The organism is Bacillus paranthracis (genome assembly GCF_001883995.1).
Classification (GTDB): domain Bacteria; phylum Bacillota; class Bacilli; order Bacillales; family Bacillaceae_G; genus Bacillus_A; species Bacillus_A paranthracis.
This window is the reverse complement of the sequence record NZ_MACE01000027.1, coordinates 124,402-149,705: the sequence shown is the minus strand read 5'-3', so window position 1 is coordinate 149,705 and position 25,304 is coordinate 124,402. Positions and strand designations below refer to the sequence as shown.

Below are 25,304 nucleotides of genomic sequence, written 5' to 3'. Positions count from 1 at the left end.
GTTATTTCTTTTTATAATCTAACCATTTATAGCACTGTACTTCTCTAAAAATAGTCTTACTTCATTTGTAGATTTTAAAATAATAACATCTTTATCCTTACTCAATTGATTTAACTTCTTTAAAATTGTAGGTCGCTTCGTCTTAGGATATTCCCATATCCATTTAAAAAATTGCAAATCAAATTTTTCCTTACATCCCGCGCCCATATCCGGTCTTGTTTTATTCCGATATTGTATAACTCTTTTAAAAGCACGATAAGCACATATTGTCCTATGAATATCAAGAAAAATAATTGTATCAGCTGCGTTCATTCTTATGTCCATTGTCCCGCCATAATTCCCATCAATAATCCACTCATCTTCTTTCACTAATTCATTCTGAACCGTTCTTTGCTCCTCTTTCGGTACCCCTTCCCAATTCGGTTTCCAAGATAGTGCATCAAGATGATGTACTTTAATATTTAATTTATTGCCTAACTGCCTTGCTAGTGTAGATTTTCCTGAACCACCAGAACCTATTAATATAATTTTTTTCATTTTTGTGCGATCCTTTCTATTGACTCTTCAATAGCCTCTTTATTAGCAAAAATCCAGAAAAACATCTCTTCATTTAACTTTAATAAATCTTTTAACTGAACAAAATAAGTAATAAAGATAACTTGAATCGAAAGCATGACATACCAAATAGACTGTAGTTCTTCTTTCATTAAAATGTTTTGTTTATTATATCCTTCAAAGATTGTGCTGATAATATGTTGCCACTTCCCTCTTAATACTTCATCACTATATAACTCACTCAAAATACTCGTACAGCAATAGCATAAATCGAATACTCTTACATTACTTTCTAATAGTTCAAAATCTATAAAACCTTGAAATTCATTATCTTTAAAGATTACATTGGATAAGTGCATATCACGATGAATAATTTGCTCTCGTAATGGGTGAACTATTTCTTTGAAAGCTGTATGTATTTGATTCATTTTTCGAATTACATCCTGATGAACATACTCATTCTTTTCTAAAATAGGTAAAGCCCATCCGTATACTACTTTATACAAATCTCTTTTTACTAACTCATTATTATTCACCGAATTAAGTACTTGATGTAAATTAGCTATTTCTTCTCCAATTGTACTTCCTAGCTCCTTCAGATTTTCTGTATCTTTTATTTCAAGTCCACTTCCAGCAATATATTTGTACAAACAATAATACTTCTCTTTATAAAATACATACTTTTTACTATTACTCGTTTTCACTAATTTTTGCACTTTAACCCCTTTTTCCTCAAGCTGTTTTAATACATGTATTTCAACTAATAGTTGTTTTATCGATCCCTTTTCCTTCAAAATATAGGATTTATTATTACAATGAATCTTTGTTACGTTTGCTTTTATTTCAGTAGCTGTGACATCTTTATCTTCAAACCAAAAATTCACAATTTCTAATATATCCTCCATAATAAATACCTCCATTTAAAATCGCTTATTCGTCCTTAATATAAACTCAAAAAGAAATCCTACCCCAACACCAATTGTATAAGCAACTAAATCACTCCACAAAAATCCATAACCTAATACGAGTCCACCTAAAGTCGTTGCGCGAATACTATCTATCCATTCAGCATGATACAATTGGCTCACTTCAATCCCGTAGCAAAACATTAAACTAACAAAAGCCAATTTCTTCATTTCTATTTTAGGAAATAAAAATCCAAATCCAATAAAAATCATTAACGCCCATAAAGCATCACCTAAATAATCATTTAATAGAGCCGGCAGCGCAAAAGCAAACTTTCTTGAACTAAGCCCTAAAATAATAACAAGGATTGTAAACATTGCGTATAGTAATCTATTTCGTTTCGTATTCATTTCAAAACTCCTAATTCATCATTTATAACTGCAAAATAGCTAGTAAAATATAATCATTTTACTAGCTATTTATTAACTGCTTTAACAATAAGAAAATGTGGATTTGTATTTAAATAGTAATAAGATTTTTCATTTACTTCTTTCATCTTTTCAACTGGCCTTGGTTCGACCATTTTTTCTAACATAAAATAATTTGTTGTTTCATTAATAATATCTTGAAGTGACCTTCTAAAAAATTCAACTTCAATTGTAATATTAGGTTTAATCCAAGTATCTACTAATAATTGTTTTTCAAAATAATTTTTACAAGTAAACTTTGTAAAATCCATAAAAGGATGATGAATAGAGTATATAAATTCTCCACCTGGCTTCAATACTCGACGAAATTCCTGAAATACTTGATTCCAATTTTCTAAATAATGAAGGGTTAACGAACTTACAATTACATCAAAAGTATGATCTTCAAACGGTAATACTTCTTGCAAGTCATGACAAAGAAACGTTGCTTTATCCCCCATACTATCCTTTGCAGCTTTTACCATTTCATAACTTACGTCAATTGCAGTAACATTTGCTCCTCTTTCTACAAATTGAGAAGTATACCATCCAGCTGCACATCCGGCATCTAGTATACTCTTCCCTTCTAATTTCTTTGGAACCATCTCCATCATCGCTGGTCTTTCATAATAGCTGTTATATGGATTTGCCACATCTAGATTTTCTTTATATGTACTCGCTAATTTATCATATGTATCTTTGATCGTGTCTTTCAATACATCCACCCCTTATACATATTAATCTAATAACTCTTGCTGCTTTCTCTTTGAAAATGATTGTAGAACTAAATCATACGACCAATCAATCATCTTATTAATTTGCACCTGTTCCACATCTTTATGTATATACACCGTATTCCAATGTTTTTTATTCATATGATAACCCGGAATGATTGTTTCTGGATACTCTTCTCTTAATCTTAGCGCAAGTTCTGGATCACATTTTAATGTTATTGCCGCTTTTTCGCCTTCTTCATGGTTCAATATCGCAAATATTTTATTATTAAGCCTCATACACGTTGCATTCCAACCATCTGGTGAATCTTCTGTCGCTTTTCTTTTCGATAAACAATATTCCCTTGTTGCATTCATTCTAATTCTCCCCTTATTCTTTCACTATTTGATTACGATGCATCACAATTTGTTTCGTCGCTTGAAATTGTTTTTGACCATAAAACTTTATAAGCTTCTCTCCACAAAATAAGCTCACAATATCGATATGAGATATTTCTTCAAGTAACATTGTAAGCATCTTCTCTCCAATACCTTTATTCCTTACACTCTCATGCACAACAACATCTTCTAAGTACGCTCGAAAAACACCATCTGAAACAACTCTAGCAAAACCAATTAACTCATTTTCTTTCCATACCCCAATTGCTATACTATTTTTTAACATTTTTTGAATATCGATTTCTTTTCTTTCTGGCCACCAACCGACAGAATCGTAAAGCCTCTTTAATTTTTCTGAACAGATTGGTTTCTCATCTTGTAATTTATATGTATACATTTTCTTTCTCCCATTTAACATGATATAAATTATTATAAATGATTTTATAAATTTATAATATGGATTTTACAATTGCAATATAAACAATTCTCTAATACCTTTCCTATCCCCTCTATTAAGTTAGATTATTTCAAATTAACGAATTTATGGAAATACAAAACAACTAATAAAATATTTACTTATTAAACTTTGAATTACTTGTAATAAATGGTAAAGTTAATAAGGTAAAAAATACATTAAGTGAGTCGATTTTTTGAAAAAGTTTAGTTTATTACTAACAGCATTTGTCATGATTTTAACATTGTTCATTCCAAATCTTACAAGTGCTAAAGCTTTCCCAGATGTCCAATCTAATCATTGGGCAATTAAGGAAATTAACTATTTATCGGATAAAGGTATCATTAATGGTACGCCAGAAGGAACTTTTAAACCGGGTGATGATGTAACTCGTGGACAAATGGCCTTAATGCTAGATTTATCATTAAAATTAGAAAAACCATCTAGCTATAATCATATTTTTTCCGATGTAGCCAAAGGTATCTATTACTATGATTCTGTACATAAGTTAGCACATAATAACATTGTACAACGTGAAACAAACTATTTCCCTGACCGTTCATTAACTCGTGCAGAAATGGCAGTAGTTTTAGTTAAAACTTTTAATTTGCAACCTACAGGTGCAGACGTCAATTTCCCTGATGTTCCATCTACTCATTGGGGTTACAATTTTGTCAAAATTTTAGCTCAAAATAATATTACAGCTGGGTTTCCTGATGGTACATTTGGTCCAGACATAAAAGTAACTCGTGAACAGTTCGCCGCATTTTTAGCTCGTGTATTAGAACCTAGTTTCCGTCCGGCTCTTCCTAAGCCTAAAGGAGAGTTAGAAGTTCATTATATTGATGTAGGACAAGGTGATGCTACTTTTATTAAATCTCCAAGTGGCGAAACGATCCTTATTGACGGTGGTAACAACGGAAAAGGTAAAGTAGTAGCAAATTATTTAAAAGGATTAGGATTCCAAACTATCGATTATATGATTGCTACTCATCCTGATGCCGATCATGTAGGCGGATTGGATGAAGTACTTTATGCTATGAATGTAAAAAACGTTTACGCACCTAAAGTAAGCCATACGACACAAACGTTTCAAGACTTTTTAACTGCAGTAGCTAACAAAGGGTTAACTATTAAAGAAGCGAAGTCTGGAGTAACTTTATCAATCAATGGTTTAAACTCACAATTTTTAGCTCCTGTTAAAGAATACGGTAACGATCTAAATGAGTGGAGTGCTGTATTAAAAGTAACACATGGCAGCAAATCTTTCTTATTTACTGGTGATGCTGAATCTAAAAGTGAAAAAGATATGGTTGCAACGTATGGTTCCGGCCTAAAATCCGATGTATTAAAACCTGGCCATCACGGAAGTAAGACTTCTTCTTCTCAACCATTTTTAGATGCAGTGAAACCAAGTATCGCTGTAATCAGTGCAGGTGCAGGTAACCGATATGGCCATCCCACACAGGAAACTTTAGCAAAGTTAAATGCAATGTCTGTTAAAGTATATAGAACGGATTTAAATGGAACTGTAATTATTACTAGTGATAGTTCTAACATTTCTGTAAGAACGGAGAGATAATTATGAAGAGAGGTATTATTGACCGTTTCGAAGGCGAACTAGCAGTTATTGAAGTGAATAACGTAACAATTGATGTACCTAAATCCAAACTCCCTTCCACTGCAAAAGAGGGTGATGTTCTCATAATAGAGGATGATACGTATACAATTGATAAGGATGAAACAGATAAAAGAAGACGTGAAATACAAGATTTAATGAATAAGCTATTTGAATAGTAAAAAAAGAAAATCCTTGTAATACGAATCGAACTATTTCTTCGCATAATTGCATCAGATGGATTAGTTTCTATAAACTAAAAAAAGCATCGCCTTATTGGCGATGCTTTTAAAAAACACTTTTCTCGCAAAACACGAATACTATAACCTCTTCTCTAAAAAGTGTTGATTATGCCCTTTCGGATGATCTTCAACAACACCATATTCTCGGTAGCCATGCTTTTTATAAAATTCTGGTGCTTGAAAACTAAATGAATCTAATAATATTAATCTACAACCTTTTTCCTTCGCAATATCTTCAATTTTATGTAATAGTTGACTACCATAACCATCATGACGAACTGAATCATCAACCCATAAAAAATCTATATGAAGATGATAAAAATACATCGTACCTGTTACGCCGCCAAAGATTTTCCCAGCCTCATCTTTCAGAACAAAACTTACTTGTTCCATCGGCTGTTTTGCTTCATCTGTTAAAATAGACATGTTATATTGAATGACTTTATTCTTTATATATTCTCCTTCTATGCGAGTACCATTCTCTATGCGTTTCATATATCTCTTCCTTTCAACTTAGTAAGCTATCTCTCATTTTTACTTTTTAACATACTAATAAATACGAAACCACCATAAATAACAAAGCATGAAAAGCCAATTATACCTGGTACAGAAACATAGCCTATTCTTATGTAACTTATAACTGCAAAACAAGCGATAGATAGTAAAATAGATGGCCAAAATAAAAGAGCTGTTTTTTTTCGTCTCTCTTTCTTCTCAGAAACACGTGTACCAAAAAGTAATACAATACAAATGAGGATCGCTGCAAAATAAATAGTATCTAATGACAAATTGTGATTGTATAGTGCGATACCCACTTCAAGAGCAATAATCGTTACAATTAACATAATGATTGTTGATGTCTTTAAGTTTCTTTTCAATTACTCACTCCTAGCATGCTTTCACTATATTCTTTGTATATGTACTTCAAAGCTACCGCAAAAGCTTCATCTACCTCTTTATTTTCAAGTCGATTAGGTAAATCTTTTCCCCCAATAACATAAAGAAACGGAAATTCGTTAAATATTCCTATTATACCAATATTTATTGCAGCTGAAGATAGCCCACCTGTCATATGAGCTAAGTGATATGAATGTATTCCTTCATATTCACCTTGCTGTCTTACCATGCCGCTAATAATTGGTTCCCATAATTCTGCTTCTGATTTATAACCCTGAAAAATATGTACTAAAAGTGAAAGAACTTCATTTAATTCTCCAACATTTTTCTCATCTCTAGCGTCCTCTTGTATATAAATTTTTGAAAAGTACGTTTGGGCATACATTTTTACAGCATCCCATCCACCACAGTACATTACAACTGACTGTGCAACGTAACTATCATGACATGCTATCATCACTTCTACTGCTTTACCAAGTGTTAAAGTCCTTCTTCCTTGTAAATGTGGATACAACTGCGCACTATCTTCATTTGGATTAAATTTAACATGATGAAGTATATCATGCCAATTACATTTATTTTCCTTCACCATCTGCGCTACTACAAATCCTATTGTTACTTTTGCTGCCGATGCTAACGGAATATTTAATTCACTATTATATGAAGCAACTATGCGATTATTTTTTGTAGAATAAATAGCTATTCCAACATGATCAGATTGTATCTCTTTCATTTTTTGAATGACAGTTTCCATTTCCCAGCCTCTTTTCCAAACGTTATATTATTTTTTAATAATTCAATATATAATATGAAATCCCTTTTTTAGATAAGCATTCTTATGATTACAATAAGAAAAAGGTAGCATGAATAACTCCATGCTACCTAAGATACTAATTTTCTATTCTTCTAAAGGATTTTTAGGACCATTAAGCTCCAATTGATAAAAAGCTAAATCTAGCCATTTATTAAACTTATAACCAGCCTTTTTAATCGTCCCTGCATGAACAAAGCCATAGTTTTCATGTAAGGCAATACTTTTCTCGTTTTCCGCATCAATTCCAGCAATTAAAGTCATATATTCTCTTTCTTTTGCAATTGTGATCAATGCTCTCATCAAAGAAGTTCCAATCCCACATTTTCTATATTCCTTATCAACATACACAGAATGCTCAATTGAATATTTGTAGGCAGGCCAAGCTCTAAACGGACCGAATGTCGCAAATCCTACTACTTTATTATCTAGTTCGTATACAAAAATCGGATAACCATCAGCCTTTTTTTGTTCATACCAATCTATTCTATTTTCAAGGGTTACGGGTTTATACGTATATACAGCAGTTGTATTCAGTATCGCATCATTATAAATATCTAAAATGTATATTACATCTTTTTCCGTTGCTTCCCTTATCATCGTTTTCTTCCTTTCATATACGTTCTCTTTTTAACTACCTATTTGTTACACGAACACTAGCTTTTCGAAAGCCATCATAAATGTTTAATGCAGCAGATAAAACGTAAATGAGAATACCCCCACTAATTAGCCACTTTTTAAGTTCTTCCGGAGAAATAGTGAACACATTTGCCACAAACGTAATAAATCCATCGGTAAATATGTGCGGATTTACTACAATTATAATGAATACTATCGTTCCAGCTATTTGGAGAATAGCATTCCCGATTGCCAATCTTTTTGTCCATTGTCCCTGTACTAATTTATAAAGAGATATCGCTATTTCAAAAACAATTATCATCACAACGATTGGCCAATACTGAAGTAACACATCTTGATTAAACGTTGGCGCGACAAACTTCAATCCACTTCCCGTACCACTGTATACGCCAACGAGATGATTCGCATAAAAATAAAGTGTACCCCATATTGCCGTCCACATTAACCCTCCAAAAACTTCAAACTTGGAAATTGCTTTTTTCTTCGGAATGTACGAAATGTTTTTCAAATCATCTGGCGTCCACTTTTTTAAACTTGTCGTCAACGGCTCGGTATCTTTGTTTTTATCCGTTCTTTCTAAAATAGCAAATACGAGTGTTAACCAGAAAAATACATGGAGGGCTACTTCAAAAATTTCTCCAATGCCTTTACCTATTACTTGTAAAATAACATTTAATACTGCTTGATCACCAGTATAACTTAAAAAATTTTCTGCAACCATTGCAATGAGTGCAATAACAACTGCAATTGGAATGATCATTTTTAATAATGTCGTATATACATCAAAATAACGCGGTCCAATTAAATGCATCGGTCTATCCAAATATCCATTAGCTAATGAAACCGGACTCCCCAATTTTTCAAGAACTCTTTTTTCATCGTCTTCATTATAATTATCAGGCAACATATCCTCAATTGTTGACCGTAGCTCAAGAATAATATCTTCACGATTTTTTTCAGGTAATCTCTTCGCTACTTCCTCGACATAAATATCAATCAAATTCATTCTTGTCCTCCTCCTTTAATAAGTTATAAAGTTTTTTCGAATCCTTTATCCATTCCTTTCTCAACTGCTGGAATATCTCTAATCCGTATTCAGTTAAAACATAATATTTACGAGGTCTACTCTCTGTTTTATCCCAACTACTCGTCACTAGCTCTTGCTTTTCTAACCGGCGAAGTAGTGGATATAAAGTACTTTGATCGATTACGATTCCTGATTTCTCTAATAATTGGACAAGTGAATATCCATACTGCGGCGTTCTTAATTGGCTTAAAACTGCTAATGTTAATGTACCTCTTCTTAGCTCAGTAATTAATGAATTTAATAAAGCATCCATGTATTCACCTCATTTCCATTACTATATGTCATACAGTATATGTTTTATACTATGTATCGTACAGTATTATGGTGACAAACACAATGTTTTTTACCAAAAAACGGATAATAAAAAGCACAAATTTGTAATTTGTGCTTTTCTAACTTACTTATAACACGCTTAACTTTGTAACTCTGGTAATATAAATTCCCCTTTTTCCTTAAGCAATGGAACAACATCTATAATTGCATCTATATTAATTGCTCCGTAAACATGCGGATATTCTTGGCCGTTAGAAGCAAGTTCATATTTTATTTCTGCTTTCACTAAGGATGGATCAATTGTCAGTAATAAAACATCTACTTCATGAATAAAATATTTTGCTGCAACGTTTAAAGCTTGTTCAAAAAACGAACAATGAATAAATCCCTCTTCTTTTAATGAGGCTTCATTAATTTCTCCATTTATCTTTGCGATTTCCCAATTTCTCTTTGTTATTACTTTTGTAATCATTGTTATTCTCTCCCCGTACCTTTATATGGAAAAACAAGAGGTCCTTCTTTTTGTTACTAGAAAAGCCTCTTGCGTTTCATTTTTATTTTAATCCGTTAATTAAAGGCGATGCTTCCCCACTATGGAAAATCCATAAATCATGAAGTGATCTCGTACATCCGACATATAGTAACTTCGCATCGTGTTTTGTATTTTTGTAATGTTCTTCATCAACATCAATTAGTAGCACAGCGTCAAATTCTAGCCCTTTTGCCAAGTATATAGGTACTACTGAAATACCACCTTCATATTTACTTTGATCTGCTTCAATGACGTTTACAGCTACTCCTGCCTTTGTTAATTTCTCATATATATCGCGACATTCATCGTCTGTTCTTCCTATTACCGCAATTGTTTTCACATCATCATTTTGTAAATGTTTTAACGTCTTTATAATCTCATTAAATTGATCTTCTGCTTGAATTACTTTGACCTCTTCACCACTACGAAAAACTGGTGTCGCAAGCCCTACTGGAATCTCGGCGTTTTTAATTATTTCGTTCGCAAATTCAATAATTTCTTTTGTAGAACGATAGCTCCTCGTCAGTTCATAATAGCCTGTTTCTTGGAATACTTCCTTAAAAGCACTCCAATCTTCAATCCCTTGGTAATCATAAATCGCTTGAGATAAATCACCTAATATAGTGAAAGAATTACCTAATGTAATTTCTTTTAATACATAAACTTGGAATGGTGAGAAATCTTGCGCTTCATCAATAACGACGTGATGAAATTTCTGCCCGATTTCAATACCTGTTATGCGATGATGTATATAAATTAAAGCGGGTAAATCTTCTACATACACTTCTTTTTTACGACAACTCTTCTCAGTTTCTTTCACAAGTTCCTCGGGTAATACTTCGAGTATTTCTTTGCTTTTCAATATTGAACTATATATTGAAAGCGAGCTCATTTTCGGCCAAAACTTTATATAACTGTTCAATCTCTTTGTCGCTTCTTTTTTTAATAATTTCTTCTCGTTTGTTTCGCCATACTTTTTTAGTTCAATTTCAATCCAGCGCTTCATTCGGCCAACTAAACGTTCTCTTCTTTTCTTTAATGGATAATGTTTATACTCAACTTGCATCCATTTTTTTATATCTTCCACTGGAATAACAGCTTTATCCCATGCCTCAAAATTACTTGTTGGCACTAGTTCTTTTTCAAATTGAACCATTTGCTCTTCAATAAAGGACTTAAATTCTAGCGTACCTTTCAATTTACCAAGCATAACCTTTTTTTCATCACGATTAATAGAAAATGCTTCTTTCAACTTTTCTTCTGTCTGCTTCAGTTTCACCGAATCATCTAACGTACGTAATGCCCAGTCCGGAAATGTTGTTTGACTAATATTCCCAACACCTAATTCAGGAAGTACACTCGAAATATAGTCTAAAAACAGACTATTCGGAGCGAATACAATCATTCTTTCAGCTTCTAGTTGCTCACGATATTCATAAATTAAAAAAGCAAGGCGATGTAAAGCGATCGTTGTTTTACCGCTTCCTGCAACCCCTTGAATAAGTAATGGCAAGTTTCTTTCCGCACGAATAATATCATTTTGCTCCGATTGAATCGTCGAAACAATATCCTTTAGTTTATTATCTTTATTCTCACCTAATCGATATAGAAGAAAATCATCGGCATGCGAGACATCTTCATTTCCTTTTACATATGTATCAACAACACGTTCTAATTCTCTTTTTCGAATAGAGATATTTCGCTTTAAATAAACATCACCTTCTACTAATCCATCCGGTGATTGATAAAACGCTAATTCTTCACCGCCGGTAAATGAATAAAACATACTTGCGACAGGTGCCCGCCAATCAATTACAATTGGCTTCATCGTATCTTTATCTGAAACACCAACTTTACCGATGTAAATCGGCATAACTTCTTCCTTGCCATCCTCTTGAAAATCTAATCTACCAAAGTACGGTTCTTGTACCCCAATACGTAAGTTTTGTCTATTAGACTCCCTCATACTTTCAAGAATTTGCTCTTTAAAATCATCGCCGTAATAAACTGGAATTTTTTCAAGCTGTTCTAATTGATCATCCATCGTACGTAATGTATCTTTCATTTTTTGTAACTCTTCTTCAAAAATGTTGTTCATTTGATGATTCCCTCCTGTCCGTTCTAATTTTTCAGTCGAAATATAATTGTATTAAAAATCCAATTATAAAGTCAAGGACTTAATTTGTTTTTTCTGAAAAAACTTACTTTTCACCTTTCTAATATTGAAATTCCAATGAGATTTTTACATGATAAGAATATATAACATCTAAATCATACAACTACACATATAATAAAGTGATTTATACAAAAGCCGCTATTTTCTATTGATTAAAAGGACTTTATACTATCTAACTAAGTTTCCCTTACATACTCTCCAGCTTCTTTTCTAGTTATCTATTATTTCATTGATAAAATACCCAAGGTCACAAAAGTCAAAAATAAGAGTAAAGGAGTCTATTGAAAATGACTGCTACCAAAAGAAAAACCCTTAAGTTACATTTACTTATTTTTGTGTTCATTGTATTGGCTAGTGGCTGGATTGGCGTAATTCTAGATTCTTTTCTAACAGATCAGCCTGAAGGAAACTCTTTAGGCATGGGACTGTGGCTAATATTACCTTTCCTCTCATGTATTTTCCTTAGAGTTATTAGCCGAGATTGGAATGATTTTGGTATAAAACTAAATTTGAAGGCAAACTTTAAATGGTACTTCGTTGCGATACTAATTTACCCGTTCGTTACAGTAATAACGATAAGTTTAGCACTTATTTTTGGAGTAGCAAACATAACTAGTTTTGAAATATATTCGTTATTGTCACTCATATTCATGTCTACTATTGGTAACTTTATTAAAAATATTTTTGAAGAGTTTTCATGGCGCGGTTATTTAACTCCTAAGCTCATTGAACTAAAGTTAAACGATTGGTTTATTTATATTATTTCTGGTTTAGTTTGGTCTCTTTGGCATGCCGCTTATTATTTAGTTTTTTTACCAAATGAATATTTCGAATCTATTTCAAGGTTAAATATGCTTTTATCCGGTTGCATACTTATGGTTTCTTGGTCTATTATGTATGTTGAAATATATAGACTTACAAAGTCAGTATGGCCATGCGTTATCATGCATGCAATTGAAGATGCTGTTCCTACCGTTTTAGTTACAATAACAGGGATTATTACACTTACCAAAGGCAGTGATTTTTGGTTAAACCCTATTAGCGGAGTCGTTGCTACTATTGTATTTCTTGGAATTGGGATTGTACTAAGATCTATAAGAATTAAAAAAGAACGACAATTAAATACGAAAAACAGTCAATGATTCACACTATAAAGGCACAAAAGAGTAAGGAATTAATCCCTACTCTTTTTTTATTTTTATTCGATATGATAAACATTCATTTAAAGACGCTTGCTCTTTATATTTCCTCTCTTCAAAGTCATACGCTCCTCCTGGGAAAATCCCAACTATACTGAAACCAGCCTCTGCACATAAATTACTAATCTCACCTATCGTATAGCAACGTAAAGATTGTGTCACGATATCATTTGAAGAATCCTTTTCCCACCAGTGGTCCAGCATCCTAGCATTCTCACTATCATATTCATATTTTCGCATTGCAGAATAAATCGGCATTTCTTGTCCATTTGCTTTTTCCCAATATAATGGTTGATAAATATCAATAAGTGCACACCCATCATCTTTCAACCAATTATGGATTCGTTTTAATAAAACCAATTGTTCTTCATCTGTCCCTACACCAAATCCATCTAAATAACTAACAACATCAAACTTTTCTTCAAAGTTAATTTTATAAAAATCAGCGCAATGAATCTCAATATCACTAGTAGAATGTTCTTTAGCAAACATAACTAACTCTGGTACAAGCTCAACAGTAGTCATTTTTACATCCAAATTAGACATCGCTCTTGCAAAACCACCATTTCCAGCTCCTAGTTCTAACATCGTTTGAAATGAATATCCAATTTGTTCTTGTACTTCTTTCGCAACTTCCTGCAACCAATTTTCATTTTTTATATTATAGCTTAGTAATTCAAATTGTTTTTTATAAAATTCTTTTACATTTAATTCGTTCATTATTATTCTCCTCCTGTACGTTATTTTTCTACTACAGGTGAGAAACTAAATTTCTGATACCCATGAAAAATCCTCCTTTTGATTTCCCTACATTTACATTTTATCTAAATAATAAGAATTTTTAAAGTACCAAAAATAAAAGAGCAGATAATGGAAAATTCCAATATCTGCTCTATGGCTGCTATTATTTCCCTTGTTGATACTTCAACCAATCACCAGAAATGATAACTTTCTTTAGCATATTTTTATCTTGAGCGAGATACACATATGCCTCTATTTCCCTATCACCATCAAATACTATTTGTGTGATTCGTTCATATAAATCCGTCTCTGCATTACCTGTATATTCTTCTAGTTCGTCTAACTTATGCAATATGTCATCATTTACTTCATAAACTTCTCCATACACCTTTTCTTCATTCGAATAAGTCATCGCCGGATACCCTTCGTTTGTATCAAATAATTCCCCATACGTCCATGCTTCGTCTGCAATGCATATTGCACCTTGCATATAATGAGCATTCGTTTGCTTTTTTCTTAACGTGCCATACACAAAAACGTGATGCATTAATCCCTATCCCCTTTACATGTCACTACTTTCTAATTTGTAAATAAGCACGAATCATAAAGTAACTCACTTCATTCGGAAGTTGTTCCTTAATCGATTTCAGACCACCATCAGCATTTTGCACAGCAGTTTCAATCAGTTGTTCGTATTCTGCAGGAACAAAACTGTTCCAGTCTACTTCCATTCCATCTTCAAAACAACGAATTAAATGATTTTCAATCGTTTGTCTTGATAATCCACGTTCTTTCGCAATTTCATCTAGATTAATACCTTGTTTATACATTTCATACGTTTCCAAATGAGAATTTGCTGAAGCTTTCCCTGATTTCTTCCGTTCTGTCATCACTTCTGTTTTAATAGTTTCAGCATAGTTTGGGTTTTCCTCAATAAAGTGCTGAACTGCTTGTAAGAAGTGCGAACCATACTTCACAAGTTTGTGTTCACCAATCCCTTTCACAGTTAAAAGTTCAGAATCGCTTTGCGGCATTTTTGCGCACATATCTTTCAACGTTTGGTCAGAGAAAATAACGAATGGAGGTACCCCTTCTCCTTGCGCAATTTCTTTACGTACTTCGCGAAGTACTTCAAATAAAGGATGATCTTGAACGATTTGTCTTGTCTCTACTCGTTCTTTACGTAAAACATTCTCTTTACCAAGTAACACTTCTTTCCCTTTTTCCGTTACTTTTAGTGTCGGGTAAGTACCATGTTCAACTGCAATTAGCTCGTCTGAAATTAAAAACTCAATAAATTCACTCACTTCTTTTACACTACGATTTGATAAAAGTCCGTAAGTTGGCAAAGTATGAAAATTAAATTCAATGACTTTCTTATTTTTAGATCCAGTTAGTACTTGTGCAATCATTTGTTTACCAAATCGTTGGTTCGTCCTAATCATACAAGATAAAACCATTTGCGATTCTCTCGTCACATCGATACTTTCTCGGTCGTCTGTACAATTACCGCAGCGGCCACAATCTTCTTTTGGTTCTTCTCCAAAGTATTGCAAAATAAATGATTGTAAACATTGTTCTGTATGACAGTAGTCAGTCATATTTTGCAGTTTTTCAAGTTCGTTTGAAAAACGAGACTCTCCTGTCGATTGATCAATTAAAAAGCGTTGTACTTGTACATCTTGAGAAGAATAAAGCAATATACATGCACTATCTAATCCGTCACGGCCAGCACGTCCTGCTTCTTGGTAATAACTTTCCATATTTTTTGGAAGTTGATAATGGATAACGTAACGAATATTGGATTTATCAATACCCATCCCAAACGCAGATGTGGCTACCATTACACTCACTTCATCACGTAAAAAGAGTTCTTGTTGCTCATTTCGATCGTTATCACTCATACCGGCATGATATTTTGATACAGAAACTCCCGCTTTCATTAAATCCTCATACAACTGATCAACTACTTTTCTAGTAGCTGCATATATAATCCCAGATTCCTTTTGATTTTGACGAATATAATCCGCTAAATATGCATTACGATCTTGCCCTTTAATAACAGAAAATGATAAGTTCTCGCGCTCAAACGTTGTCATAATCGTGTTTTCTTGATTAATTCCAAGCGTGTTGCAAATATCATCACGAACTTGTGGTGTTGCCGTAGCAGTTAATGCTAATACGAGCGGTTTTTCTGGAAGATAATCTAATATACGGTGTATATGTAAATAGCTCGGACGGAAATCATGTCCCCACTGCGAAATACAGTGCGCCTCATCAATGGCAATCATCGGGATTTTCATATCGATCAGTTGGTCAACAAACTCCATTGAATCAAGTCGCTCTGGCGCTACATAAAGTAACTTATAATGGCCCTGTTTCGCTAATTGAATTCGTTGATTCGCTTCTGTAATCGAAATAGAACTATTAATATATGTAGCTGAAATACCATTTTGTACTAATGTATCTACTTGGTCTTTCATAAGTGATATTAAAGGCGATATAACTAACGTTGTTCCTTCAAATACTAATGCGGGAATTTGATAACAAATTGACTTACCACCACCTGTAGGCATAATACAGACAGTATCTTTCCCATCTAATACATTTTTAATTGTTTCATCTTGTCCTCTTCGGAATGACGAATAACCGAAATAAGACGCTAAAAGTTCTTGTGCTTTTGTAAACAAAAAAGAGTCACCTGCTTTTCTTTATCTTTCATCTACTCCTATTATATCATCTCTTATGCATCATGAAAGTGATGAATACATGACTATCAGCCTGCTTTTTCATTATTTTATGCTTCTTTACGTTTTTGAGAATGATTAGCAATTATAACGAATTTCAAAATAAATACACATTTTATTAATTCTCCTTGAATACTACTAATCTTATACATATGAATTCAGGAGGTTACTATATGAAGCACCATAATATTAGTTTCATCAAACAGAAAAGCGTATCGAACCAACCCCAATTCTCAAATAATGAAGCGTGGAAATATGAATCATACTATAAGTACCAACCATTATTTTCTTATAGAAAGCTTTTTCATTTTCTTTCTCAACTTTTTAAACGTTAATACAGGTGCGAAATAGATCATTCATAATAATTTTCTCAATATAACCCTTATAGACTTACTGCAATACAGTTGGTATTATATGAAATATTCTGTTGGATAAACCCCTTAAGTTGACCTGCTTATATAAGCGGGTCTTTTTTAATTTATATATATTTCATAACACTTTTAGATGTAATTATAAATCTTATCACCATTTTATAATCTTAATCCACTCACTACAAATGGTCATAATTACAAAAGGTAAAATATAAATGCTTAACATTTAAATATCTAATTCTTTTTTCTCAATACACAAAACGAATTTCACTTGTTACTATAAAGGTACTCCAGATGAGTTTTTGCTCATCGACATTATCTAGTGAAAGGGATCTGCCGCGGGAAGCAGGTCCCTTTCACTTTATTAAAGACTCACTTTCAATTGGACACATTTACCAGGTTTTTTTAATAGAATTTTATGATAATATTACGTAGTCGAGTCCGACATCTCGGCAATACCCTTTTGAGGCTCTGCAACTTCCCTTGCAGAGCCTCTTTTACTTTATATTCAATTTATTTATATATAACGCAATAAAATTCCTCATCTTTTTCCATAGCAATTTTTGAAAATAAACGAGGACACGTAACTAAAAATAAATTTCCATCATACTTTGAGTTATACATGTTCAAAGGAGTGTTACCGTTTATGTATACTTATTGGCAATCGTATTACTCCCCCTATCATAACCCTTATGTACACTTTGATACATCTGTACGTAATTTCCGAATTAGTAAAAACGAGAACTTTCTAAAAGGTTATATGCGTTCTTTATGGGAACAACATGTCGCTTGGACGAGATTAGCTATTATAAGTATTGTTTTCAATTTACCCGACATAAACGTTACAGTTGGACGGCTTCTTCAAAATGCAACACATATGGGACTATCTCTTGAACCATTCTATGGTGAAGATGCAGTAAAAAAATATAGTGCATTAATTAAAGACCACTTAGTAATTGCAGCAGATCTTGTTAAAGCTGCAAAAGCTGGTGACCAAAACGCAGCTGTCGCTATAGAGAAAAAATGGTACGCTAACGGTGATGAAATTGTAGTGTTTCTTACTAGCATCAACCCATATATACAAAAAGAAGAATTTACACAAATGTTTTATGAACATCTAGCATTAACAAAAGCAGAAGCACTGGCATTTCTAAATAAAGATTATGAAGCAGGAGTAAAATTGTACGATAAAGTTGAAAAAGAAGCTTTAGAAATTTCCGACATGATAACAAACGCAATCGTAAAGCAATTCCCGCAAGTATTTCAATAACAATAAGCCGATTTGAAAACCAAATCGGCTTATCGAACTTTCTAGCAATGATATTTCACCTGTCCTCTTTACATTTAACGTATATCGATATATTTTATTAATATCCGTTTTTTATAGGAGGAAACAGTTTGATTAACGCCATTGGTCTCGTATTTATACTTACAAATAAACATGAGAAAAAGAAGAAAGTTTATCTAAATGAAAAATTCGCATTAATAGACATTATTGATTCTAAGGAAGTAATTGATGATGAAGGGAACTCACTAGTAGAACTAACATGTAAATACAGTATATATTTAGATGAAAAATACTACTGTAAATCTCTTGATGATTATACTGGACAAGTCTTTCCCTTTTTAAGTGCTAAAATAGGAAAAGGACTTCTCAGAAACTTAAATTATTACTTTTCTTACGTTGATGCCTATGATAAAAAACCACCCGTTAAAGAAATTAGACCACTTATGAAACAAGTAACGAACAGATAGTGAAAATACTAAAAAGAAAGCATCTCACTTCAGATGCTTTCTTTTTTATCTAGAACTCTTTAAATTCTATCCTTCTTCTAAAAATATGTATTGAGGCATACTTTAAATTAAAAACATTGGAGGATTAAAGTGAATGAAATACTCAGAAACGATAGTTAGTAAACGCCTTCGAACACTTAAAATATGTAGTATGTTTATCATGCTAGTTTTAATCGCATGGATTGGATATACAAAATTACTTTATGAAAACGGATTTCTTCAAGAAAAAAAGAATTCAATAGAAGTAATGAATACTAGCATTACAGGAGAAATAGAGCAGCTTTTTCATATAAACTTGCAAGGTTATCGAAAAACAAGCCTTGATGCTGTTATAGAAGCCAGTAAAACAGATCCAAGCGAACTATCCCTAATTGAACTAGTCAACAAATCCTGCTCGCGAGATTGCATAGGCGAACCAGTCACATATGTAAACTCAAACAATGGATATATCTTTTATAAGGAATCTAATGGAACTAATGTAGCTATAACGATTAAAAAGAAAGACACATGGTTAATTGTAAAGAAATCTGTTCAAGATGGAATATAATCACCCAAAAAAAGAGTACGTATCGTACTCCTTTTTATTATTAATACCTTTCCTCTTCATGCCTACAATGGCATTTCGCTTTTGTTTTACATAGAGTTAAAAGATTACATAAAAATAAAAAACCGTCACATGACGGCTTTTTATTTAGCAAACTACTCTTTTGTATAAAAATATTTAAGTCCTTTAGCATCTAACCACGCTGTCGCTCGATCTAATTCATTCCCTTGGCGATATGCTGTTTCAAATCTAACTAATCCTTGTTTATCTCCATATGAGATAATACGAGATTCATACCCCAGAGCATCCATCATTCCTAACATTTCTACTACTAACGCTGTACCAAATTCATACGTAACAACTTTACTAAATTTATTCACTATAATTCCAACTCCTTCTTGTTTTGTCGATTGTTCAATAGTTTGATTAGTAAACCAAACTAACGGCTTATTTCCCATTAACTTATTTAAATCACATTTTCCTATGCCAGCTACATTCCCTGTTTCTGTGTATTGCCAAATATCACATGGGTAGGCTGGTTTGTTACCACCATAACGAGGAATCCATACAAAATCACAATTGACATTTGCCATTCCAAATGGATCATACATATGATGAGCAATATATAAACCAACCTTCTTAGCTCCTAATCTGCGTAATTCATCAATAAAAGCTTGTGCACCCGCTCTCATATCGTTCATTGTTTTTACTTCTACGTCAGCTACCCAAACTGTTGCATTTTTATCACCACGGTTCCAAAAGTCTCTCGCCTCTATCCGTGCATCCTCTACTGAAACGAAACGACAGAACGCATAATTACCAAACGGAATATTTCTTGCTTTCATTGCTTGCACATAATTTTTATATAAAGGATCTACATAATTTGAACCATCTTGCACACGTGCAATTACAAAATCTAATTGTGGTGCTGCGATATCCCAGTTAATGTCGCCATTCCATTTCGAAATATCTACAATATAACCCATTATTTCACATCTCCTTTTTCATTATTATATTCAAAGCTTGTTTTTTTGCTATTATCAACTAATAAATAGTATGAAAGGTAGTGTATTATTGCGTAATACTTTAAAATTCGGCTTATGTATTGAGAAAATAAAATATTATTACAGGTTTAATAAGTAAAGACTTACAAAGCTCTAAACTATAATCAGTAGGAGGCCACAAGCAGTGCAATTCCCAGCTAATTTCTTAGCTTCATCCGAATTTTGAGGTATGAATTTTACTGCCATTAAAGCGTGATACACAAAACCACCTTTCTGACAGGTGGTTTTGTGTACTAATTTACATATACATTGTTCATATTTTTATAGTTACATAATTATTAGTTACTTAATATACTTGTTAACTAAAAATAAGACAATTTTTCGTTTTATCTCAAGTACTCATAGTACCATTTACGTGCATCTAACCAAGCTGTAAATTTATCGATATTTCCGGACGGATAGCCATTCGTTATAGCATAACCAATGCCATCTTTCTGAACGACAATTTGTCCATCAATACCCGCATCAACCATCGCCTGAGCCAAAGCTTGTAAATTGCTAAATGCTACACCACCAGTTTTTACTTTGAGCAAGTCCGTTGCACCTCCTCCAGTTTGTCCTGTAAGAGCAAATACAATAGAATTAGCGATTTTATCAACATTCCATTTTGCCATGTCGGATTCATTATCAATAAATCCTAATTCAATAAGAATAGCCGGTGCTTTCGTTCCATTTAATACTGCTAAATCTGTACGTTGTTTCGCACCTCGATCACGCCATCCAATATCTTTTGCTAGTTGAGCTGAGATTTTAGCCGCCAAATCTTTCTGATCATAATACAAAACCTCAACACCCTGTCCATTTCCATCACTTGCATTAAGATGAAAAGAAATAACTAAATCCACAGCATGGGAATTGCTATTCCGAATGATATTATTTAAATTTTGTGATTGAGTTGTCCCTACCTCGTCCGTATCGTCATAAACCGTGTGTCCTAGGGACCTTAACTTAGTCGCCACAGCATCTTTAACTTGCCTATCTAGAACATGTTCTTTCCGATTCCCGAAATTAGCACCTTGAACAATACTATTGTGTCCTCCGTGCAAACTATATCTGGCCATTATTTATCAACATCTCCTTTCTTAATATCATATTCAAAACTTGTCTTATTGCTATTCCCACTTACAATCTTAACTGTACCCATACATCCTACATTTTCTAAAAGTGAAGGCAATTCGTTTTCGTTATAAAAAGTGGTGACACGAACAAAAAGCATCACCTTTTTGGCGATGCTTAAAAACTCTATTTTACGTTTTAATTCCCTAAAAACAGTTTAAGCTCATAGTGACCGAAACTATACTTATATTTCCTCCTCTTCCTTCACTGCCTCTTTCAACCTCTGCAACATATATCCAATTCCTTTACATCCTTCTAACGGATATGTAATCATTTCTTCTGGATATAGCTTTGTTACTACTTTTTTATGCTTTTTCCCTGCAAGTAAGACGATTTCGTCAAACTGTAGTAAACTTTTATCTACCATCTGTTTTTGTAATTGCTCTATACTTATTACCTTATCGCTCTTTGAATCAAACGCAAGATCATAGTTTTCTAGTACAATATCATTTGGCCTTAAAAATCCATGCTTCGCTGATAATATAACCCAATTCTCGAAAAACATAGTTGCATACGATTGACATGCTTTTCCGAACGGGCTAATATATACATCTTTTGCCTCCATCGGTCCGTAATCAGGATACTTATCCCAAATTTTCTTCTTTCCGCATGGAATTATGCATAACCTTTTCATCGTTTTTTCTTACCTCATTTCTAACTTTTTAAATATAAAAATATAGAACCCTCTACTTCTTCATACTCAGCTTCTATATCTCCAACCCCCAATACATTCCATCCATTATTTGTTTCTTTCGGTTTTTTGTTTATTTTGATATGAACTTTTGTCATATTTTTAAAATCTTCTTCAAAAGATGCTAAAACAGGCTGATTTATCATATATGTTTTATTATGTATACCTACACTTAAAAATGTTTTATGTAATGCTTTATTTCCGTTTAACTTTACATTCATTGGATTAAACGAATTTAATTTTATATTGCCTATAATATACAAATGATACCCCTTCTCCTCATAAAAGTGGTTGAAATCCTTATCTCTTTCGTCTTGAACAAAATGAAGGATTTGCTTCGTTTCTTTACTTATTGTAATTTCATTATTTAAACTCAAATCCACCTTTATATTTTGTTTTAAAAAAGCATATAACGATTTATCACTATTAAAGAAGCTTTTTTTCCATTCAGGTAGGACTTCATCTAATAATAAACATAAAAGCATTCCTGAGCTATAGCAGCTCTTTCTAATGTTACAATTAGCTTCATATGCATCTAAAATGAGTCCGCTATATTTTCGTAATGTGTCGCTTTCATCATTTTTACATACTGCATTGTAAGCATTCATTTCAACATACCAAGCAGGCCCCTCTATACTTTCAATCATATGCTCATATGTTATAAAATCTTCTCCCATAACACTAGCTCTTTGCTCTCTTAGTTTAATAAATTGCTTAATATAATTAATTTTCTCTTCTTGAGATTTACAATGAACAGCATCATATAAACAAATTCGTTCTTTATTTCGTAATTCTGTGTTTTCTTCTATTATAGGATATTGAAATCCTATAGATTCATTTGGAAATCTACTTTCTTTATTCAAATATTGATAACAATGAAAAAGTTCATGCACCACAATCGCAAGTAAACTTGCATAATCTTTATATCTATTCATATTCACGATAGCAGTTGGATAATCTTTGAATAGAATACAAGTATCACCTTTAAATTGTTCATCCCACTTTAAAACACTATACTCATCATTATCTTTCAAAAATAGAGGATGATGAAATACATACACATGCTCATCATCGTATAGTGCAAATGCAGCCCTCTTAAAACCAGGCCATAGCGTATTCAATAATTCTATACTTACATCTTTCTTTATTCGATTTAATATATTGTTCATTATATGTAACACCCCTATATCATTCTACATACACCTATTCTATTCCACTTAAAAACAACCCTTTTATTTACATAAATATTAGAAAAACATATTTGTTATCTCAAGCTATAATGTGTTATATAAATATACATGTGGTGATTTTCTGAAAAGGAGGTGAACAAATGAAAAATATACTCCCTGCACTAGTACTCTATATTATAATTTGCATAATCGCTATGATCGCTCCATCATCCCAAGGCTATAATCATATTGGCTGGAAATTGTTTGTTGGGCAAGCGTATGCTATACCTATTTTTCTCATTACAGCTATTATTACATTTTATATAAACAAGAAAAAATCTACGAATAAACAGTTATAAGGATAGCGAATGCTATCCTTATTTTAATTCATTGATCACATCCAAAATAACACTTGCAGTACTTTCTATCCTTTCTTCCGAAAAATCAAACGTGACACCTGTTTTTTCATATATTTCTTGTATAGATAAATTCCAATCTGCACTCGCACCTTCTTTAAAGAAAGCAATCGCTTTTTCTGGGTCTTCCCAGTAAATTTGAAACAATTGCATTGCTCCTATTTGTGCAATTGCATATTCAATTTTGTAAAAAGGAAACTGAACATAGTGAAAGGACTCTATCCAACTTGCACCGATTTCATCCTCTAATCCTGCAAGGTCGACTGTTGAATATTGATATCTTTTGCATAGTTCGGCGTATTTCTTATCACGTTCTTCTGATGTATGGTTTGGATTCGCATAGATCCAGTGCTGGAATACATCTCCTGCAATTGACGACATTAATAAAGACAAAGCACGATATATTTGTACGCGTTGCACTTCTTTATATTCATCCTCTTGCTTATAAAAAACATTCAGCTTATCCATTACTAATAACTCAAGACTGAGGGAATAAAGTTCAGCCACCTCTTCGCGCAGATATCTTTCCTGCATACTACTATCGTTTTTAAATTGTTTATAAAAATGAAATGCATGCCCCACTTCATGTATAAGTGCATTAATTGCATAAAATGAAGGACTAAAATTAGAATACACAAAAACCTCTTTACTATGAGGCAAGGTAAAACAAATAGCTCCTGGTGCTTTATTTTCACGTTCTTCTACGTCAATGCATCCAGCTTTCCTTATATGAATAAATTTCTCATAAAAATATAAATCTGTCTTTCGAAATATTTCTTCCACGCCATTTAATAAATCAATCACATTTTGGAATGGGACTTTTGGTAAATTACATGGAGAAAGATCCCAAGGGCGATACGTTTTTACACCGAGATTCTTTTTAGAAATACTCCCTAATTGTTTCCAGATTGGTACAACATACTTTTCTATAGATTCATGAAGCTTATAGCAATCTTCAATATTATAATCTCTGTTTTTTTGTTTACAAGCATATTCACTATAATTATTAAACCCTGCATTTAAAGCTATCTCATTCCGCAATTGTATAAGTTCATTCATAATACGATCCACTTCTGGTTTCACTGCACTCCTTGCTTCACATAAAGCGTACCAAGCTTTTTCGCGAATAGCTCTATTTGGGTTATCTAGCTTTGCTTTAACGTGTGCATACGTCTTTTGCTCGCCTTCCCAATTAATTGTTATGTTAGACATTATTTCTCTATACTTCGTAATGCACTCTTGCTCTTTAATAGAAAGAGCAATGTTTTTTTCATTAAACATTTTACTCTTTACAAATCTTGCTTTTTTCATAAATGCATATTTTCGCTCGTCTAATAAGTTAGAAAACGGACACTCTATAAATTTTTGGTCAAACTTTGCATTGTATCTTTTTAAAAGTGGTTGAATTGTATTTTGATTATACATATGTAAATCATGCATATTTCTGTTACCTGTATCTCTATACGTGGCGATTAAACTACTTGTTATCTTCTCTTCTATTTCAGCGTTTACACGCAATTCATCGAAAAGCCAATTTTCTAATTCTAAAACAGAAGTAATATTTCGCTCTAAAAGTGACTGTAATTTACTCTCCAAATCATTAAACATACACAACTCTCCTTTTAAAAATCTAATTTTCTGTTTTTTAGAGAAAGAAAAAGACAAGTAGCCAATCTGACTACT

29 protein-coding genes are annotated in these 25,304 nt (G+C 32.7%); 7 read left to right on the top strand and 22 right to left on the bottom strand.

Features of this window, described 5'->3' with window-relative positions; genetic code table 11:
* Positions 1-18 precede the first annotated feature (18 nt).
* The 6 genes from BAQ46_RS12460 to BAQ46_RS12435 form a co-directional block, all read right to left on the bottom strand.
* Positions 19-537 carry a DNA topology modulation protein gene (locus BAQ46_RS12460; RefSeq protein WP_071741993.1) on the bottom strand — a complete coding sequence of 173 codons (519 nt, stop codon included), beginning with the start codon at positions 535-537 and terminating at the stop codon, positions 19-21.
* A complete protein-coding gene (locus BAQ46_RS12455; RefSeq protein WP_071741992.1) occupies positions 534-1,460 on the bottom strand; it encodes a phosphotransferase enzyme family protein in 927 nt (308 codons plus the stop codon). Before BAQ46_RS12455 ends, BAQ46_RS12460 begins: the two co-directional genes overlap by 4 nt.
* A 15-nt stretch (positions 1,461-1,475) precedes the next feature.
* Entirely contained in the window at positions 1,476-1,871 is a 396-nt protein-coding gene (locus tag BAQ46_RS12450; RefSeq protein ID WP_001093430.1) for a ribosomal maturation YjgA family protein, read from the bottom strand.
* 65 nt (positions 1,872-1,936) lie between these two features.
* Positions 1,937-2,644: a class I SAM-dependent methyltransferase gene (locus tag BAQ46_RS12445; RefSeq protein ID WP_071741991.1), complete on the bottom strand. Its 708-nt coding sequence runs from the start codon at positions 2,642-2,644 to the stop codon at positions 1,937-1,939.
* Positions 2,645-2,665: 21 nt separating this feature from the next.
* Positions 2,666-3,019: an MmcQ/YjbR family DNA-binding protein gene (locus BAQ46_RS12440; protein WP_000994635.1), complete on the bottom strand. Its 354-nt coding sequence runs from the start codon at positions 3,017-3,019 to the stop codon at positions 2,666-2,668.
* 13 nt (positions 3,020-3,032) lie between these two features.
* Entirely contained in the window at positions 3,033-3,437 is a 405-nt protein-coding gene (locus BAQ46_RS12435) for a GNAT family N-acetyltransferase (RefSeq protein WP_000288941.1), read from the bottom strand.
* A 253-nt stretch (positions 3,438-3,690) separates the two neighbouring features.
* Between BAQ46_RS12435 and BAQ46_RS12430 the strand changes: the two genes are divergently transcribed.
* Complete coding sequence (locus tag BAQ46_RS12430; protein WP_061130465.1) at positions 3,691-5,076, top strand: S-layer homology domain-containing protein; 1,386 nt, start codon at positions 3,691-3,693, stop codon at positions 5,074-5,076.
* A 2-nt stretch (positions 5,077-5,078) separates the two neighbouring features.
* Positions 5,079-5,291, top strand: a complete 213-nt coding sequence (locus BAQ46_RS12425; RefSeq protein ID WP_000820164.1) for a DUF3006 domain-containing protein — start codon at positions 5,079-5,081, stop codon at positions 5,289-5,291.
* Positions 5,292-5,432: 141 nt separating this feature from the next.
* Here the strand turns inward: BAQ46_RS12425 and BAQ46_RS12420 are convergent, their stop codons facing one another.
* The 8 genes from BAQ46_RS12420 to BAQ46_RS12385 all read right to left on the bottom strand — a co-directional run bounded on the left by BAQ46_RS12420 (position 5,433) and on the right by BAQ46_RS12385 (position 11,691).
* Complete coding sequence (locus BAQ46_RS12420) at positions 5,433-5,849, bottom strand: GNAT family N-acetyltransferase (RefSeq protein WP_071741990.1); 417 nt, start codon at positions 5,847-5,849, stop codon at positions 5,433-5,435.
* A 26-nt stretch (positions 5,850-5,875) separates the two neighbouring features.
* Positions 5,876-6,232 carry a hypothetical protein gene (locus tag BAQ46_RS12415; RefSeq protein ID WP_071741989.1) on the bottom strand — a complete coding sequence of 119 codons (357 nt, stop codon included), beginning with the start codon at positions 6,230-6,232 and terminating at the stop codon, positions 5,876-5,878.
* Positions 6,229-7,005: a serine hydrolase gene (locus tag BAQ46_RS12410; RefSeq protein WP_000450764.1), complete on the bottom strand. Its 777-nt coding sequence runs from the start codon at positions 7,003-7,005 to the stop codon at positions 6,229-6,231. The genes BAQ46_RS12415 and BAQ46_RS12410 overlap by 4 nt, the downstream gene beginning before the upstream one ends.
* A gap of 144 nt (positions 7,006-7,149) precedes the next feature.
* Positions 7,150-7,662, bottom strand: coding sequence for a GNAT family N-acetyltransferase (locus tag BAQ46_RS12405; protein WP_000617502.1), 513 nt, complete (start codon positions 7,660-7,662; stop codon positions 7,150-7,152).
* A 34-nt stretch (positions 7,663-7,696) separates the two neighbouring features.
* A complete protein-coding gene (locus BAQ46_RS12400) occupies positions 7,697-8,707 on the bottom strand; it encodes an HAAS signaling domain-containing protein (protein WP_071741988.1) in 1,011 nt (336 codons plus the stop codon).
* The gene (locus BAQ46_RS12395; protein ID WP_000339350.1) at positions 8,694-9,041 is read right to left on the bottom strand and encodes a PadR family transcriptional regulator; all 348 of its coding nucleotides are present in this window, start codon (positions 9,039-9,041) and stop codon (positions 8,694-8,696) included. The genes BAQ46_RS12400 and BAQ46_RS12395 overlap by 14 nt, the downstream gene beginning before the upstream one ends.
* Positions 9,042-9,200: 159 nt before the next feature.
* Positions 9,201-9,533 (bottom strand): DUF952 domain-containing protein, encoded by a 333-nt coding sequence (locus tag BAQ46_RS12390; RefSeq protein WP_061130462.1) that lies wholly within the window; start codon positions 9,531-9,533, stop codon positions 9,201-9,203.
* Between the two features lie 82 nt (positions 9,534-9,615).
* The gene (locus BAQ46_RS12385) at positions 9,616-11,691 is read right to left on the bottom strand and encodes a HelD family protein (protein WP_071741987.1); all 2,076 of its coding nucleotides are present in this window, start codon (positions 11,689-11,691) and stop codon (positions 9,616-9,618) included.
* 365 nt (positions 11,692-12,056) lie between these two features.
* Here BAQ46_RS12385 and BAQ46_RS12380 point away from each other — a divergent pair, with 365 nt between their 5' ends.
* Positions 12,057-12,911, top strand: a complete 855-nt coding sequence (locus BAQ46_RS12380) for a CPBP family glutamic-type intramembrane protease (protein ID WP_000127497.1) — start codon at positions 12,057-12,059, stop codon at positions 12,909-12,911.
* Positions 12,912-12,950: 39 nt separating this feature from the next.
* On the opposite strand, the gene BAQ46_RS12375 is transcribed toward BAQ46_RS12380, so the two are convergent.
* The 3 genes from BAQ46_RS12375 to recQ all read right to left on the bottom strand — a co-directional run bounded on the left by BAQ46_RS12375 (position 12,951) and on the right by recQ (position 16,399).
* Positions 12,951-13,688: an SAM-dependent methyltransferase gene (locus BAQ46_RS12375; protein ID WP_061536709.1), complete on the bottom strand. Its 738-nt coding sequence runs from the start codon at positions 13,686-13,688 to the stop codon at positions 12,951-12,953.
* Positions 13,689-13,872: 184 nt separating this feature from the next.
* Entirely contained in the window at positions 13,873-14,256 is a 384-nt protein-coding gene (locus BAQ46_RS12370; protein WP_000546576.1) for a gamma-glutamylcyclotransferase family protein, read from the bottom strand.
* Between the two features lie 25 nt (positions 14,257-14,281).
* A complete protein-coding gene (gene recQ, locus BAQ46_RS12365) occupies positions 14,282-16,399 on the bottom strand; it encodes a DNA helicase RecQ (RefSeq protein ID WP_071741986.1) in 2,118 nt (705 codons plus the stop codon).
* A 1,074-nt stretch (positions 16,400-17,473) separates the two neighbouring features.
* Between recQ and BAQ46_RS12355 the strand changes: the two genes are divergently transcribed.
* From BAQ46_RS12355 to BAQ46_RS12345, 3 genes are all read left to right on the top strand, one after another.
* Positions 17,474-18,097, top strand: a complete 624-nt coding sequence (locus tag BAQ46_RS12355) for a hypothetical protein (RefSeq protein ID WP_061130592.1) — start codon at positions 17,474-17,476, stop codon at positions 18,095-18,097.
* Positions 18,098-18,225: 128 nt separating this feature from the next.
* The gene (locus BAQ46_RS12350; RefSeq protein ID WP_000606238.1) at positions 18,226-18,582 is read left to right on the top strand and encodes a hypothetical protein; all 357 of its coding nucleotides are present in this window, start codon (positions 18,226-18,228) and stop codon (positions 18,580-18,582) included.
* 133 nt (positions 18,583-18,715) lie between these two features.
* A complete protein-coding gene (locus BAQ46_RS12345; protein ID WP_000877581.1) occupies positions 18,716-19,168 on the top strand; it encodes a hypothetical protein in 453 nt (150 codons plus the stop codon).
* A gap of 152 nt (positions 19,169-19,320) precedes the next feature.
* On the opposite strand, the gene BAQ46_RS12340 is transcribed toward BAQ46_RS12345, so the two are convergent.
* The 4 genes from BAQ46_RS12340 to BAQ46_RS12325 form a co-directional block, all read right to left on the bottom strand.
* On the bottom strand, positions 19,321-20,151 hold the full coding sequence (locus tag BAQ46_RS12340; RefSeq protein WP_000540609.1) for a GH25 family lysozyme: 831 nt from the start codon (positions 20,149-20,151) through the stop codon (positions 19,321-19,323).
* A gap of 404 nt (positions 20,152-20,555) precedes the next feature.
* A complete protein-coding gene (locus BAQ46_RS12335) occupies positions 20,556-21,290 on the bottom strand; it encodes an N-acetylmuramoyl-L-alanine amidase (protein WP_000135295.1) in 735 nt (244 codons plus the stop codon).
* A gap of 239 nt (positions 21,291-21,529) precedes the next feature.
* Positions 21,530-21,979 carry a DUF6884 domain-containing protein gene (locus tag BAQ46_RS12330; protein ID WP_071741985.1) on the bottom strand — a complete coding sequence of 150 codons (450 nt, stop codon included), beginning with the start codon at positions 21,977-21,979 and terminating at the stop codon, positions 21,530-21,532.
* A 20-nt stretch (positions 21,980-21,999) separates the two neighbouring features.
* Complete coding sequence (locus tag BAQ46_RS12325; protein ID WP_071741984.1) at positions 22,000-23,205, bottom strand: peptide ABC transporter permease; 1,206 nt, start codon at positions 23,203-23,205, stop codon at positions 22,000-22,002.
* 161 nt (positions 23,206-23,366) lie between these two features.
* Here BAQ46_RS12325 and BAQ46_RS12320 point away from each other — a divergent pair, with 161 nt between their 5' ends.
* Entirely contained in the window at positions 23,367-23,564 is a 198-nt protein-coding gene (locus BAQ46_RS12320; protein ID WP_071741983.1) for a DUF4017 family protein, read from the top strand.
* Positions 23,565-23,582: 18 nt separating this feature from the next.
* Here BAQ46_RS12320 and BAQ46_RS12315 read toward each other — a convergent pair whose 3' ends face one another.
* Positions 23,583-25,229 carry a M3 family oligoendopeptidase gene (locus tag BAQ46_RS12315; RefSeq protein WP_071741982.1) on the bottom strand — a complete coding sequence of 549 codons (1,647 nt, stop codon included), beginning with the start codon at positions 25,227-25,229 and terminating at the stop codon, positions 23,583-23,585.
* Between the last annotated feature and the right edge of the window lie 75 nt (positions 25,230-25,304).

Excerpts from the sequence above, each read along its gene's own strand:
- BAQ46_RS12460 (WP_071741993.1), bottom strand. The coding sequence starts at position 537 with ATGAAAAAAATTATATTAATAGGTTCTGGTGGTTCAGGAAAATCTACA.
- BAQ46_RS12455 (WP_071741992.1), bottom strand. The coding sequence starts at position 1,460 with ATGGAGGATATATTAGAAATTGTGAATTTTTGGTTTGAAGATAAAGAT.
- BAQ46_RS12450 (WP_001093430.1), bottom strand. The coding sequence starts at position 1,871 with ATGAATACGAAACGAAATAGATTACTATACGCAATGTTTACAATCCTT.
- BAQ46_RS12440 (WP_000994635.1), bottom strand. The coding sequence starts at position 3,019 with ATGAATGCAACAAGGGAATATTGTTTATCGAAAAGAAAAGCGACAGAA.
- BAQ46_RS12435 (WP_000288941.1), bottom strand. The coding sequence starts at position 3,437 with ATGTATACATATAAATTACAAGATGAGAAACCAATCTGTTCAGAAAAA.
- BAQ46_RS12425 (WP_000820164.1), top strand. The coding sequence starts at position 5,079 with ATGAAGAGAGGTATTATTGACCGTTTCGAAGGCGAACTAGCAGTTATT.
- BAQ46_RS12420 (WP_071741990.1), bottom strand. The coding sequence starts at position 5,849 with ATGAAACGCATAGAGAATGGTACTCGCATAGAAGGAGAATATATAAAG.
- BAQ46_RS12410 (WP_000450764.1), bottom strand. The coding sequence starts at position 7,005 with ATGGAAACTGTCATTCAAAAAATGAAAGAGATACAATCTGATCATGTT.
- BAQ46_RS12405 (WP_000617502.1), bottom strand. The coding sequence starts at position 7,662 with ATGATAAGGGAAGCAACGGAAAAAGATGTAATATACATTTTAGATATT.
- BAQ46_RS12400 (WP_071741988.1), bottom strand. The coding sequence starts at position 8,707 with ATGAATTTGATTGATATTTATGTCGAGGAAGTAGCGAAGAGATTACCT.
- BAQ46_RS12395 (WP_000339350.1), bottom strand. The coding sequence starts at position 9,041 with ATGGATGCTTTATTAAATTCATTAATTACTGAGCTAAGAAGAGGTACA.
- BAQ46_RS12390 (WP_061130462.1), bottom strand. The coding sequence starts at position 9,533 with ATGATTACAAAAGTAATAACAAAGAGAAATTGGGAAATCGCAAAGATA.
- BAQ46_RS12385 (WP_071741987.1), bottom strand. The coding sequence starts at position 11,691 with ATGAACAACATTTTTGAAGAAGAGTTACAAAAAATGAAAGATACATTA.
- BAQ46_RS12380 (WP_000127497.1), top strand. The coding sequence starts at position 12,057 with ATGACTGCTACCAAAAGAAAAACCCTTAAGTTACATTTACTTATTTTT.
- BAQ46_RS12375 (WP_061536709.1), bottom strand. The coding sequence starts at position 13,688 with ATGAACGAATTAAATGTAAAAGAATTTTATAAAAAACAATTTGAATTA.
- BAQ46_RS12370 (WP_000546576.1), bottom strand. The coding sequence starts at position 14,256 with ATGCATCACGTTTTTGTGTATGGCACGTTAAGAAAAAAGCAAACGAAT.
- BAQ46_RS12355 (WP_061130592.1), top strand. The coding sequence starts at position 17,474 with ATGTATACTTATTGGCAATCGTATTACTCCCCCTATCATAACCCTTAT.
- BAQ46_RS12345 (WP_000877581.1), top strand. The coding sequence starts at position 18,716 with ATGAAATACTCAGAAACGATAGTTAGTAAACGCCTTCGAACACTTAAA.
- BAQ46_RS12340 (WP_000540609.1), bottom strand. The coding sequence starts at position 20,151 with ATGGGTTATATTGTAGATATTTCGAAATGGAATGGCGACATTAACTGG.
- BAQ46_RS12335 (WP_000135295.1), bottom strand. The coding sequence starts at position 21,290 with ATGGCCAGATATAGTTTGCACGGAGGACACAATAGTATTGTTCAAGGT.
- BAQ46_RS12330 (WP_071741985.1), bottom strand. The coding sequence starts at position 21,979 with ATGAAAAGGTTATGCATAATTCCATGCGGAAAGAAGAAAATTTGGGAT.
- BAQ46_RS12325 (WP_071741984.1), bottom strand. The coding sequence starts at position 23,205 with ATGAACAATATATTAAATCGAATAAAGAAAGATGTAAGTATAGAATTA.
- BAQ46_RS12320 (WP_071741983.1), top strand. The coding sequence starts at position 23,367 with ATGAAAAATATACTCCCTGCACTAGTACTCTATATTATAATTTGCATA.
- BAQ46_RS12315 (WP_071741982.1), bottom strand. The coding sequence starts at position 25,229 with ATGTTTAATGATTTGGAGAGTAAATTACAGTCACTTTTAGAGCGAAAT.